The organism is Bacillus sp. MMSF_3328, assembly GCF_030733525.1.
GTDB classification, from domain to species: Bacteria; Bacillota; Bacilli; order Bacillales; family Cytobacillaceae; genus Bacillus_AB; species Bacillus_AB infantis.
On the sequence record NZ_JASHIV010000004.1, the window covers coordinates 70,474 to 83,064 of the forward strand.

The window sequence follows — 12,591 nt, forward strand, 5'->3', positions numbered from 1 at the left end:
AATGAGAATTTGGAACAAAAATTGTAGATATTGTATTATTAAAATGCAATAGTTATTTATGTTAAGATAAACAATTGTGAAAATGCACTTAAACAAACGGGTGCTTTAGTCTACCAAGCAATTATTACAAAATGGAACTTCCACAAATCAGGAAGTTCCATTTTTATTTTTAATCTCAACATGGAACTTAGCTCTATTAATTATGCACCAGCCTGGTGAGACAGAAAAAGAGAAACAATGACATTTTGGATAAGTTTATTGTTGTGCTGATGGATAAAAAGGAGTATATTTAAATGAGAATGATAATCAATTCTATTGGTTATGAGGAGTGAGCGGAATGAATCAGCAGGAGATTTTTGATGTCACCATTATCGGCGGGGGGCCAGCAGGCCTATATTCAGCCTTTTACAGCGGCCTCAGGGAAATGAAAACAAAACTGATTGAATTTCAGCCGCAGCTTGGCGGAAAAATACATGTTTATCCTGAAAAGATGATTTGGGACGTCGGCGGCCTGACGCCAACTCCAGGTGCAAAGCTGATTACACAGCTGGTAGAGCAGGGGCTGACCTTTGATCCGGAGGTTGTGCTTAATGAAAAGGTGGAAGCGATCTCCCGCAGGGAGGATGGAATTTTTGTCCTTTCCGGATCTTCGGGAAGGCTGCATTACTCAAGGACAATCATTGTCGCTGTAGGCAGCGGAATTCTGAATCCTCAGAAGCTGAACATAGAGGGCGCTGAACGGTTTGAGGTTTCCAATCTGAATTATACGGTAAAATCACTGCAGCATTTCAAGGATAAAACGGTCATCATTTCAGGCGGCGGCAATTCTGCGATTGATTGGGCGAATGAGCTGGAGCCGGTCGCACGCCAGGTGTATATCGCTTTCCGGAAGGAGAACCTTTCCGGACATGAGGCGCAGGTGTCCCAGCTTCTTGGGAGCTCGGCCATCTGCCTTGGCTGCACGTCTATCACAAAGCTGATTGCCGGTGAAAGCCATGAGGAGATTGAAAAGGTCGAGCTGACCAATTGTGAAACAGGAGAAGTTTCTTATCTGGATGTGGACGAAGTCATCATCAACCATGGCTATGAGCAGGATGCTTCATTATTGAAGAATAGCGGATTGAAGATTGATATTGCCCAGGATTTCTATATTTCCGGGAACAGCTGCAGTGAGTCATCCATTGAGGGTCTCTATGCAGCAGGGGATATCCTTCAGCATGAAGGCAAGCTCAATCTGATTGCAGGCGCGTTCCAGGATGCTGCCAATGCGGTGAACAAAGCAAAGCAATACATCCAGCCGGACGCCGGCAGGGCCGCGATGGTCTCGTCCCATAATGATGTATTTAAGCAGCGCAACCGTAAGATTGTCCAGCAGATGATTAAATAATAGACGTAAAGGCAGGTACCCTGATTTGGGCGCCTGCCTTTTTTTAGTATTCTTGATACTTGATTTCCGTTCCTCTTCCCACATACCATTCATAGAAGTCTGCCGCCATTTCTTTCGGCACATCATCAAGGCTGGAATGGAGGACCGGCTTGGCTCTGTTGACGGTTTCAATTGAAGCAAGTCCGAGCCACTTTTGAAAAAGATTGCTTGTTACACTGACCTCGATCACCTTTTCCCGTTTAGAAATGAACAGTGAAGTGGATAGGCTTCCGGATTTCATCTGGATGAACTGGCTGTTCAGAGTGTATCTTGTATTCCAGTAATCCAGGATTCTTAACAGGGCTATGATGATTAGGAGGCCAGCAGAAACGAACAGCCAGGCTCTCTCTGTATCAAGGATTTCAGGCTTGAACCATGCCAGCCCTGCAGTGGCCAGAATCCACACCCAGCTTGGCTTTAACAGGCGGATCCAGAAAGACTTCCCTGGCAGCCGCTTCATTTCCCTGGTGACCTCGTATTGCGGCAGGATTTCAGAAATCATTTCATAGGCTCTTTTAACAGGGAGGAACGGATACAATGTGCTGATTTCAGGCGAATCCTCACCGAGGCTTACACCGCCGGCGCTTGTCAGCTTTACTTCTGCAAGTCCCAGCAGCCTTTTGATGGGCGGCTGTTTCACCTCAATAGCCTGCACCCTCTCTTTTAAAATGGAGAATCTGGATTCATCGAGCACTCCCTGGACGATATAGATCCGTTCCTGATCTGAGGAAATTTCATATTTCCCGTATTTAAGATAAGTCCTTGTCACTCCGATCCCGGTCGAAACGAGCAGCAGAAGGATTAGGATGCCAGCAAGAAGAAGACTTGAACCCATCAATGCGGCAAAAAGACCCTGGGCCTTCTCATCCAGGTCAAATACTTCATCGATTTTAAAATAAATGGACACAATGGCGGAAAAAAGGACAAGAAAGCTGAAGGAAGTGAATGATGCTTTAAGGATGTCCTTTTTTCCAGGGGTAAAATGGACGATCCTCCCGGCAGGAAGCACAGGCTGTGCAGTTTTCTCGTTTCCGGCTTCCTGGCCAGCCGGAGGAGCGTCCGCCGGATCCACAAGTGAAATGCCTTCCTCCTGCGGACGGGAAACATGTTCTTCCAGCTTTTCAGCTTCTTCCTTTCGGATGACCTTGAATTCAATCGCTGAATCTGCGCCTGTCATTCCTGTTTCAAACCGGATTGAAGTCAACCCGAATATCCGGTGAAAAAGGGAGGTGCGGTAATTCACATTCTGTACCTTTGAAAAAGGGATGGTCTGATTCGATTTGGTAAAAATCCCTTCTTTTAAATGAAAGGAACTGCCGTCAAGCTTATAGGTGCTTGTCAGCCATTTCAGGACAATTGAAACAGCGGAAACAGCCATGAAAAGGAAGAATACCAGCCTTCCGTATTTAACATACGCAGCATCAGAGCCAAATTTGATGACAAACAGAAAGAAAACGATGAATATGGAACCCTTCACCAGCTGGTAAAGATTCATCAGCATGATAAGCGGGTGATGGCGTTTTTCCTCGATCATTGTTCCACTTCCTTTATTTTGGCGAAACGGGCAATCGTATCCCGCAGCTGCATAGCCACTTCGTCAGGCAATGCAGGAATAGTGTGGGAAGAGCCCATCGTTTCAATCGAGATGGAATAGAGGCCATATCTCCTCATCAATGGTCCCTGGCTGGCAGATACAGATTGGATTTTTGTCATAGGGACCAGCTGGTGCTTCTCGATAATCGCCCCGAACTTCAGCTTCAGGAATTCCTCGTCCACTCCATACCGCCAATTTTTATAAAGCAGCATCGGCCTGATGATCGACCAGGGAATAGAGAGAACTGTAATCACCACTAACCCGATCAGAATCCAGCCGATCCACTCTTTCCATGCAAAATAATGATCCAGATACAATAGTATGCCGAGAACGGCGAAGGCAATAATGTCGCCGATCATATCGGCCGTAATCCAAACTTTTACCGCGTTTTTTGATAATCTGTTTTGAGGCGGTGCGATCCGCGATTCCAAAAATACCACTCCTGAAAACAATTTAATAGAAAGATTAAGTCCTTATGTTACTTACGTCGAAGGTTCTCATAAAGATTCATTTAATTTTGCGGATAAGAGGGGGATTTCTAGTTTACAGCCTGTTTCACACGAAAAATGGAATGTATCTGTTTTCAAAAGATGTTTCACTTGTAAAATACGAACATTATTATAAGTTGACTTTTTATCGTTCGTATATTAAACTCTTTAATGGGTTGGGGCAATAAATGCCCGCCGAATAATAATAATAGTGACTCTGGATGCTTCCGAGGAAGCAGGACCTTGATTTTATACACATATAAGGAGTGTTTACTCATGGATAATGTATTTGATTACGAGGATATTCAATTAATTCCGGCAAAATCAATTGTGAACAGCAGGACTGAGTGTGATACAACGGTTGAGTTTGGAGGACGCACCTTTAAGCTGCCGGTTGTGCCTGCCAATATGCAGACCATTATTGATGAGCGCATTTCCATTCAATTAGCAGAAAAGAATTATTTTTATATCATGCACCGCTTCCAGCCTGAGAAGCGCCTTGCATTTGTAAGGGATATGAAATCACGCGGATTATATGCGTCAATCAGCGTCGGTGTTAAAGAGGAAGAATACACTTTCGTTCAGCAGCTGGCTGAGGAAAATCTGGTTCCTGAATATATTACAATCGACATCGCCCATGGCCATTCCAATGCAGTGATTAAAATGATTCAGCATATCAAGAAGCTCCTTCCGGGAAGCTTTGTCATCGCAGGAAATGTCGGCACGCCTGAAGCAGTCCGTGAGCTGGAGAATGCGGGTGCTGATGCAACGAAAGTTGGAATCGGGCCAGGGAAGGTCTGCATTACGAAAATCAAAACCGGCTTTGGAACCGGCGGCTGGCAGCTGGCGGCATTAAGATGGTGCGCCAAGGCAGCAAGCAAGCCGATCATTGCGGATGGGGGCATCCGCACACATGGCGATATCGCCAAATCAGTCCGTTTCGGCGCTTCCATGGTCATGATCGGTTCCCTTTTTGCGGGACATGAAGAATCCCCTGGAGAAACAGTCGAAGTCAACGGGAAGCTGTACAAAGAATACTTCGGATCTGCTTCCGAGTTCCAAAAAGGCGAAAAGAAGAATGTTGAAGGCAAGAAAATGCACGTAGAATACAAAGGTGCTTTAGAAGATACGCTGATCGAAATGGAGCAGGATCTTCAGTCCTCCATCTCCTATGCGGGAGGAAACAAGCTGTCCGCCATCAAGAACGTGGACTATGTGATTGTCAAGAACTCCATCTTTAATGGAGATAAAGTATACTAATCAGCAAGCCGCCTGTCCTGGATAGGCGGTTTTTTGCTGCATTCAGAGGATAAAAATAAAATAAGAGGGACTTTTTTGAAACCAAAAACGGTTTGGAATTGTCTAACTGCCAGGAAGAAGGGGGGAAGGAATTGGAGAAAAAAGAAAAGAGACCAATTGCTGACAGAAGCCATGGATGAATATGGGCATTACCTGACCCGGCTCGCTTATGCTTTTGTAAAAGACGAAGCGAAAGCCGAGGATATCATCCAGGAGGTCTATATCCGCTATTATCTGAAACTGGAACAATTCGAAGGCCGGTCCAGTGTTAAAACCTATTTATACAGAATGACCGTGAATGAATGCAAAAACTACCTGAAAAGCTGGGGTTTCCGAAAAATAGATTTTTTTAATAGAAAAAGTGTGATGCCTTCATCCGATTTTACGCCTGAAGAGGAAGTGCTGAGGCGGGATGAGGAAAGCAGGACTTTCCGGCTGATTGACAGGCTGCCGGTCAAATATAAGGAAGTTCTTTGGCTTCATTATTATGCAGAGCTTTCTGTAAAGGAGATCGGAGATATTTTGAAGTGCCCGGCCAATACGGTGAAAACCAGGCTGGCCAGGGGAAGGGAGATGGCTCGTCTGACAATGGGAGAGGAGGAGATTGATGATGCCAAAGAATATTAAACAGGAACTTGAGGACAGCATCCCGGATCATATCACCATGTCAGGCAGGCAGAAGCAGACAATTTTAACAGAGGCGGCCAAACGCCTCGAACGCAAGCCCCGCCGCACCAGCAGGCTCATTCTGCCCCTTGTCAGTGCTGCTGCTATCCTGGGATTGTCCGGTATACTTGCCGCACCCTATGTCAAGGAGGAGCTGAAAGAGAGTGAATTCCGCCAGCAGCTTGACGCCTCTTTAGAAAAAGTGACGGTTCCAGACGCAAGCTATCCTTCTTTAATCAACTCTCAATATATTGGGGACACCAAAGAGCTGGTCTACACAGACGGAAAAGGGTTCTATTCCTTTAATAAGGAAACGAAAACAACCGAGATGCTGGTCAAGCCGGAAGAGGGGGCGGGTTTGTATGAATTTGCGGTGAATGGAGATTGGCTTGTGTGGGACAGCAGGAACAAGCTGTACGCCTTTGACCGTCATACTAAAGAAATTGAAGAGATTCCTGGTAGTGCTGCTGCAGGCGATTTTCAGATTGAAGAGGATAAACTGAGCTACCTCTCGGCTGATGGCCAATCATGGGGATATAAACTGCTGGATTTGCTCACGTTATCTGAATCTAATTTCCATGAGATTACAGGAGAAGGCACAAACAGCCAGGCATCCTTAAATGAAGGACATATTGTCATACCAGAAACCATTATGGAAAATGGTGAAAAGAATATTCATTTTACCCTCTATGACTTAAAAGGCAGGGAAGAGGAAGAGGAATTCACAGTTCCTTATGATCAGGCTGTCAATGTTACACTGACCGATGACAAAATCTATGCGGAGCTTTCAAATGAGGGGAGGTCTCCGGTTTTAGCATACATCAGCCTGGAAGACGGGAAGCTTTACAAAGTAAAGACTCCTCCCTTCAATGCCTATGCCGTATACGAAGATTACCTGGCTTTGAGTATACCTGAAAAAGAAGATTCGAATACGGTCAAGCTGTACAGGATCGTCGATGACGGTGCAGAGCCCCTGCCTGCCTTTGAGCATGTAGAAGAACGGCTGGTCAAACCGAGGTTTACAGATGATGGGATGCTTGTGGTAAACGGGGAAGGCGAGGACTTTTCTATGTATCTTCTGGATACAGGAAAAATTAATAATTGAAGGAGAGATTTACTTCAGCTTGGTGCTGAGCAGAGAAAATCTCTCCACCCATTCGTCGCTGGCGCTATAATAATTGTAAATGGGAGATAAAAGAGGAGAGGGGCGGTTTCAATCGATTTGTTTGAATTGTACTATAAAAAATACAATGAAACGGTGCAGGCGGAGGATTATATTGAGTGGGCCATCGGCTGCCTGGCGCTTGGTACACGCGAAATCCTGAAGCTCGCCGGTATGAGGGCACCCTTAAATTTATTTGAAGTGGAAAGCATGTTTGCGGATGCAATGAAAAGTGCTGGATATGAAGCTCCTCCTGAAGAAGAGTGCCTTGAATACCATCTAAAGCAGCTGCATGCAAAGTTATTGATGCCTGCAGAGAATGCCATTGAAAGGGTTAAAGAGATTTATGTCTGTACGGCGCGAAATGGCTTATCAGAAGAACAGATGGATTGGCAGGAGGTCAGCGATGCCATTGATGACTTTGAGTTCGGTGATAATATCCCTGGCTATAACATGGATAAGATCCATGAACTGATCATTACAAACGCCAGGAGGCTCTGGCATACTAAATTCAGCAAAATATCTTTCGGGGATTTCATTGGGCAAAAAATTACTAAAGTCGAGACAGAAGGTCAATTTATAATTGAATTTGAGAAGGGATATCTCAGTATCGAGTGCCCCTGGAGGATACGAAAGGCAGATGGAATTCTGCTGGGAGAAACTGATATACGCTCAAATTCAAGAGAATGGAAGTCTGTCAAAGAACTTTTGGCCGGCAAAAGAATTGAGGATGTCAGGCTGCTGGAGCAGTGTCCGTTTCTTATAGTACAGTGCGGTGACCTGTTCCTGGATTTATTCCATGCAAGTTCTTTTTTCGACGGATGGACCTTGGCTGACGAGGAAGATTTCTATCTGTTTTCCATGCATGGCGGGAGTATAGCTTAACTATAAGAAGGAACAAGAAAAACGGCACCCATCCAGGTGCCGTTTTCTGGTTATCCGGCTTTCTCAGCCAGCTCCATCCCGTTTTTCAGGCTTTTGAACCTCAGGTAAAAGGCGCATGTCATGACCAGGGACAAGGCCCCGAAGATGACACTCATATACTGCAGGCCGACCGCGTCAAGCAGGAAGCCGGTCATCAGGAGGACAATCTGGAAGACCAGGCGGTCGAGCATGTTCCGGAAAGAGAAAAAGCGGCCATGGAAATCTTTTGGCACTCTTGTCTGAAAGATGGTGGCTGCAGTCGGGAAGAAGCAGCCGACCGCGAAACCGAAGATCAGGAATGCCAGGACAGACAGAACAGGTATATCAGCAAAATAAAGGATCAGCTGCGATATGCCGATGATAAAGGAAAAGAAAAACAGGATGCTGTATGGCGAGCTTTTGCCGCTGATTTTTTTTACCGCAAAGGCGCCGAGCATGAAGGCGACTCCCTCCGCAGTATAAATCCACCCTTTAATGGCCGAGCTGTCCTGAAGCTCGCTGATATTGATGACCATCAGGTTGAATCCGCCAAGAAATAACAGCGGGACAAGCGTCAGCACGAGTGTCATGAATACAATCGGAAGCCCCTTGATGACAGGGAAGACCTCTGAAAATCCTGCAGGCTTCTGTTTGACATCCTTCTGCTTCTCCAGCTCCTTTTTCTCATCAAAGCTCAGGAAGCATGTGAGAATGAATAAGCCCAGATAGGCAGCGAGGGACAAGAGATACAGCATGGATAAAGACATGATGACCAGGAATACCCCGGCAACGGCCGTTCCAAGTACTCGTGAAAGAGTGGATACATTCATGTACACGCCGTTCAGCTGCAAGAGATCTTTCTCGCCGACTACCATCGGGATTGCTGCCTGGAGGGCAGGGAAATAGAAGGCAGCCGAAATCTGCAGGCAGACGAGGAAGACGACCATCCACCAGACTGAGCCGGTGTGGATGGCGATCAGCATAAATACAACGCTCACAGAGCGGGCGAAGCCGGAAACAAGCATGACGGTTTTCTTGCTTGCCTGATCTGTAATCCTGCCGGCTGCAGGACCGACTGCAAGGCCGGCAAGCAGGCCTGCTGCAAGTATTAAAGATTTCAAGAAATCTGACGGCACTTTTTCCTGCATAAATTCAAGGTTTCCGATAATTCCGAGCCACAGGCCGAGCCCTGCAATGAACTCCCCTGTCAGTAAAATCCACACATTCTTATTTCTCCACATATCTGCAGCCTCACGTTTCTGAATTATTTCGTTTCTCTAAAGATACTACAGAATTGAAATTTAATGAATGGGTTTACAAAAACTTCTTGCTTTATACAAAAATAAAGAAAAAATTAGAAATGGAAGTCTTTTTGCGCTTGTGCCCTGTCTAACAGATAGAAATAAAAAAAGGGGGTATCTCCTTGGATACAGCAAAGTTCATTAAGAAAGCCAGGAAAGGGGATGATGAAGCTTTTTATGAGCTGATGCAAGCGCACAAAGTGCAGCTGCTCAAAATTGCCTATTCTTATTTAAGAAACGAGGAGGAGGCGCTTGAAGCCCTGCAGGAGGTCACATTCAGGGCATACCGGTCAATCCGCAGCCTTAAGAAGGCAGATTATTTCTCCACATGGCTGATCCGGATCATGCTTAACTACTGCCATGATCAAAGCAGAAAGAAGAAAAGAGCAGCACCTTTGGATCTTACAGAGTCATTGGCAGAAACATACAATTACAGCCAAGCGCTTGAAATTGAGGAAGCATTGGAAAAAATAGATTCAAAGTGCCGGGAAGTTATTATCCTGAAGTATTATCATGATATGAAAATAAAAGAAATCGCGAACCTGCTGGAAAGTCCGGAAAGTACCATTAAAACATGGCTGTATAAAGGGCTCAAGGCTCTTCGTGAGCAGCTGGGTGAAAGAGGTGAAGCCAATGTTCAGTAATGAAGAGAGAGAGCTGGACCGTTCAAGGAAAGAACTCGACCGTTTGATGGTTTCGAATGAGCTGGCAGACCAGGCCATCATGGCTGGAATCAGGCAGGCTAAAGCGGCAGGCAGGAAAAGGAAAAGATATGCCTCTCTTTTTACTGCAGGGGCCGCCGCTCTCATTTTGCTGTTTTCTGTTAAAGGAGGCAGCACGATGGCTGAGTATTTCTCTAAAATGCCAGGCCTTGAGAAAGTTATGGAGCTTGTCAGCGGCGACAGAGGTCTGATGGCAGCAGCTGAAAATGAATATATACAAAAAATCGGAGCGTCTGCTGAACATAATGGCATAAAGGCAACCCTGGACTCCGCGATTTACGATGAACAGGCATTGATTCTTTTTTACAGCTATGAGGCAGAAAATAAAACTGCAGATGTTTACACGACAGATATAACCCTGCTTGACCGGGAAGGAAATAAGCTGCCATACCAAGCGAATCATGGGACTTTTTGGACTGCGGATAGAGAAGATTTGCATGAAATCCGTTTTCAGCTGGATGATGCGGCAGATCTTCCTGATGAATTGAGCCTTTCAATGGGGTTCACAGTGAATGATAGCCGCCAGTCTGAATCGGTCGTTCTGCCGTTTGCACTGGATAAAGAGAAGCTGGCTGAGAAAAAGGTATACAGCCTGAATAAAACAGTAAAGGTTGAAGGGCAGAAGATGACTGTAAAGGATGTCAGCATCTATCCATCACAAACAGCGGTGAGTATTGCTTTTGATCCGGATAATACGAAAAAAATCTTTGGGTTTAACGATCTCCATATCGCTGATGAAAATGGGGGCAAGTGGAAGGCCAATCATGTAAAAGATGAAAAAGTGAATGACAACGAAACAGTCATTTATTTAGAAAGTAGCTATTTTGCAGATCCGAAAGAATTGTATCTGCGCTTCAACAGCATCCGTGCCCTTGATAAGGATGAACTCATTGTCCGGGTGAACCCCTCAGATAATAAAATCATAAAGGCGCCAAAGGATGGAAAGCTGAAATCAGCAAGTGTTTTCAAAGACGAGCTCCGTCTTAACCTGGAAGCACCTTTCAGTTTCCTAGATACAATGATTTTCATGCATGCAGCCGATCTGGAAGGCCGGACTATTGGAGAGGGGCTGTCTTTTGGGGCAGGCGGTTCGCCAGTCGATAAGGAGATCACCTATTATGTTCCGTATCCAAAGGAAGAAGCCGGTGATCAAGATATCCTTCTCGAGCTTCTTGACTACCCTGCATCCATCAATGGGAATGCAGAAATAAAATTGAAATAAGAAAAGGGGTATCCTCACATCTGAAGGATACCCCTTTTCTAATTACACTGCATCAGCAGCTGACCGTAAAGCAGAATCCTTCCTGCCATGCAGGAAATAATACAGCACAGCAGACAACAGGATCAGTGCAGCCATCATGATATACAGGCTGCTGTAGCCTGTTATGGGAATGACGAGTCCAAGCAGGTAAGGGCCGAATCCAAGGCCGGCATCAAGGAAAATAAAGAAAGTGGAAGTGGCCAGCCCCAGCCTGTGCGGAGCCGTCAGCTTGACGGCGATCGCCTGTGTGCTTGACTGCATATTCCCGAATCCAAGGCCGATCAGGACACCTGATAGGAGCAGGACAAAGCTTGACCCTGCTGTGCTTAACAGAATCATACCGGCTGCGAACAGGATGAATGCCGGATACATGATATAGTTGGCGCCCTTCAGGTCCATCATGCGCCCTGTAAACGGACGGGACAGCAGGACGGCAACTGCATAGACAATAAAGAAAAAGCTTGCCGCGTCCACAAGATCAAGCTCCATCGCATAGAAATTGATGAAAGAAAGGACGCTGGAATAACAAAATGCGATTGCCAGGGTGATGACCGCAATCGGCAGCGCTTTTGGTTCCACAAAGTCCGAAACCCTGAAGCCTTTTGCTTCTGCGCTCTTCGGAGAGCCTGTGACAGGCGGGACAGTGACAAGAAAGGCAGTCACAAGACTGATAATTCCCAATGCCAGACAAAAGCTGAATATCATTTCAAAGCTTGTATGCTGGCTCATATAAATCCCGATAAATGGTCCGACGGCTGTCGCCAGTGTCGCGCTCATGCTATAGTAGCCGATCCCTTCGCCTTTCCGGGCTGCCGGAATGATCTGCGCAACGATTGTGCCTGTAGCGGTACTGGCCATGCCAAGCGTAATTCCGTGAACGAAACGGTTGGCAAGAAGAAAGGCAACCCCGGCGTGGACAAAATATAAAAGAGTAGTCAGCGTAAAGAAAATCAGTCCGATGAACAGCATTCTTTTGCGGCCGACCAGATCGATATAGCGCCCGATGAACAGCCTCCCGATGAGCGTCCCGATAATAAAGATCCCTGTTACAAGTCCGGCCTGGCTTGTCGATGCATCATATTCATTGACGGCATAGACAGAGATGGTGACCATCAGCAAGTAAAAGACAAGTGTTAAAAAAAAGTTGATGGAGGATACAACGATGAAGTCCTTCGTCCAAAGTTTTGCTTCTGAGCTGTTCAATGTGCTTCCCCCTGTTCCATTAAGTTGCTGCGGATGCCTTCCATGATGCGAATGGCTTCGAGCTGTTCTTCTTCTGTAAAACCTTTAAGGATTCTCTGCTCAAATTCATCAATGGTCAGCCGCACTTCACTGTAGACTTTATGGCCGAGCCCTGTGAGCTGCATCCTTTTTTCACGTCGGTCTTTGCTTGGCACCTGCTCTACAAAGCCGAGCTCCTCCAGTCTGGTGATAGTCCGTGTGACGGTCGGTTTTTCGACACCCTGATAGTGGGAGAGCTCCACAAGAGTGGCTGAACCGAAATTAGCGATATAATATAAAATCGTCCATTGCGCCCTCTGAAGCTGATGCTGTGCAAGAAGCTGGTTAAGCTTATTTTCAAACGGGCGGTAGAGCATCAATAGCTGATGAAAAAATTTCTGAAACGTTTTGATAGCAAACACCTCTATATAGTTATCAATAATAATAGTTACCGTGAGTAACTATAATAATATAACAGAAAATGTCTGCCTCTGTCCAGGGAACAGGCTTTTTTTTACAATTTTAAGGCGGGGCGGCAGGAAAGAGAC

Annotated in this window: 12 protein-coding genes; 7 read left to right on the forward strand and 5 right to left on the reverse strand. The window is 45.8% G+C overall.

Annotated features, from left to right (window positions below; all coding sequences use genetic code 11):
- The first annotated feature begins 337 nt into the window (after window positions 1–337).
- Window positions 338–1,387, forward strand: a complete 1,050-nt coding sequence (locus RBB45_RS08880; RefSeq protein ID WP_306009459.1) for an NAD(P)/FAD-dependent oxidoreductase — start codon at window positions 338–340, stop codon at window positions 1,385–1,387.
- A 43-nt stretch (window positions 1,388–1,430) separates the two neighbouring features.
- On the opposite strand, the gene RBB45_RS08885 is transcribed toward RBB45_RS08880, so the two are convergent.
- Together RBB45_RS08885 and RBB45_RS08890 are read right to left on the reverse strand one after the other, a co-directional pair.
- Window positions 1,431–2,960: a PH domain-containing protein gene (locus RBB45_RS08885; protein ID WP_306009460.1), complete on the reverse strand. Its 1,530-nt coding sequence runs from the start codon at window positions 2,958–2,960 to the stop codon at window positions 1,431–1,433.
- Window positions 2,957–3,451 carry a PH domain-containing protein gene (locus RBB45_RS08890; protein WP_306009461.1) on the reverse strand — a complete coding sequence of 165 codons (495 nt, stop codon included), beginning with the start codon at window positions 3,449–3,451 and terminating at the stop codon, window positions 2,957–2,959. The genes RBB45_RS08885 and RBB45_RS08890 overlap by 4 nt, the downstream gene beginning before the upstream one ends.
- 333 nt (window positions 3,452–3,784) lie before the next feature.
- Between RBB45_RS08890 and guaC the strand changes: the two genes are divergently transcribed.
- The 4 genes from guaC (at window position 3,785) to RBB45_RS08910 (ending at window position 7,520) form a co-directional block, all read left to right on the forward strand.
- The gene (gene guaC / locus RBB45_RS08895; RefSeq protein WP_306009462.1) at window positions 3,785–4,768 is read left to right on the forward strand and encodes a GMP reductase; all 984 of its coding nucleotides are present in this window, start codon (window positions 3,785–3,787) and stop codon (window positions 4,766–4,768) included.
- 75 nt (window positions 4,769–4,843) lie between these two features.
- A complete protein-coding gene (locus RBB45_RS08900; RefSeq protein WP_306009463.1) occupies window positions 4,844–5,434 on the forward strand; it encodes a sigma-70 family RNA polymerase sigma factor in 591 nt (196 codons plus the stop codon).
- The gene (locus tag RBB45_RS08905) at window positions 5,415–6,578 is read left to right on the forward strand and encodes a hypothetical protein (protein WP_306009464.1); all 1,164 of its coding nucleotides are present in this window, start codon (window positions 5,415–5,417) and stop codon (window positions 6,576–6,578) included. The genes RBB45_RS08900 and RBB45_RS08905 overlap by 20 nt, the downstream gene beginning before the upstream one ends.
- A 117-nt stretch (window positions 6,579–6,695) precedes the next feature.
- The gene (locus tag RBB45_RS08910; RefSeq protein ID WP_306009465.1) at window positions 6,696–7,520 is read left to right on the forward strand and encodes a hypothetical protein; all 825 of its coding nucleotides are present in this window, start codon (window positions 6,696–6,698) and stop codon (window positions 7,518–7,520) included.
- Between the two features lie 50 nt (window positions 7,521–7,570).
- Here RBB45_RS08910 and RBB45_RS08915 read toward each other — a convergent pair whose 3' ends face one another.
- Complete coding sequence (locus RBB45_RS08915) at window positions 7,571–8,779, reverse strand: MFS transporter (RefSeq protein ID WP_253616145.1); 1,209 nt, start codon at window positions 8,777–8,779, stop codon at window positions 7,571–7,573.
- Window positions 8,780–8,961: 182 nt separating this feature from the next.
- Between RBB45_RS08915 and RBB45_RS08920 the strand changes: the two genes are divergently transcribed.
- Both RBB45_RS08920 and RBB45_RS08925 read left to right on the forward strand, forming a co-directional pair.
- Window positions 8,962–9,483, forward strand: a complete 522-nt coding sequence (locus tag RBB45_RS08920; protein WP_009792486.1) for a sigma-70 family RNA polymerase sigma factor — start codon at window positions 8,962–8,964, stop codon at window positions 9,481–9,483.
- Entirely contained in the window at window positions 9,473–10,783 is a 1,311-nt protein-coding gene (locus RBB45_RS08925; RefSeq protein ID WP_306009466.1) for a DUF4179 domain-containing protein, read from the forward strand. The genes RBB45_RS08920 and RBB45_RS08925 overlap by 11 nt, the downstream gene beginning before the upstream one ends.
- Before the next feature lie 42 nt (window positions 10,784–10,825).
- On the opposite strand, the gene RBB45_RS08930 is transcribed toward RBB45_RS08925, so the two are convergent.
- On the reverse strand, window positions 10,826–12,025 hold the full coding sequence (locus RBB45_RS08930; protein WP_094767998.1) for an MFS transporter: 1,200 nt from the start codon (window positions 12,023–12,025) through the stop codon (window positions 10,826–10,828).
- Window positions 12,022–12,420, reverse strand: coding sequence for a MarR family winged helix-turn-helix transcriptional regulator (locus RBB45_RS08935; protein ID WP_170939467.1), 399 nt, complete (start codon window positions 12,418–12,420; stop codon window positions 12,022–12,024). The genes RBB45_RS08930 and RBB45_RS08935 overlap by 4 nt, the downstream gene beginning before the upstream one ends.
- Between the last annotated feature and the right edge of the window lie 171 nt (window positions 12,421–12,591).

Excerpts from the sequence above, each read along its gene's own strand:
- RBB45_RS08915 (WP_253616145.1), bottom strand. The coding sequence starts at position 8,779 with ATGTGGAGAAATAAGAATGTGTGGATTTTACTGACAGGGGAGTTCATT.
- RBB45_RS08885 (WP_306009460.1), bottom strand. The coding sequence starts at position 2,960 with ATGATCGAGGAAAAACGCCATCACCCGCTTATCATGCTGATGAATCTT.
- guaC (WP_306009462.1), top strand. The coding sequence starts at position 3,785 with ATGGATAATGTATTTGATTACGAGGATATTCAATTAATTCCGGCAAAA.
- RBB45_RS08935 (WP_170939467.1), bottom strand. The coding sequence starts at position 12,420 with ATGCTCTACCGCCCGTTTGAAAATAAGCTTAACCAGCTTCTTGCACAG.
- RBB45_RS08880 (WP_306009459.1), top strand. The coding sequence starts at position 338 with ATGAATCAGCAGGAGATTTTTGATGTCACCATTATCGGCGGGGGGCCA.
- RBB45_RS08905 (WP_306009464.1), top strand. The coding sequence starts at position 5,415 with ATGATGCCAAAGAATATTAAACAGGAACTTGAGGACAGCATCCCGGAT.
- RBB45_RS08925 (WP_306009466.1), top strand. The coding sequence starts at position 9,473 with ATGTTCAGTAATGAAGAGAGAGAGCTGGACCGTTCAAGGAAAGAACTC.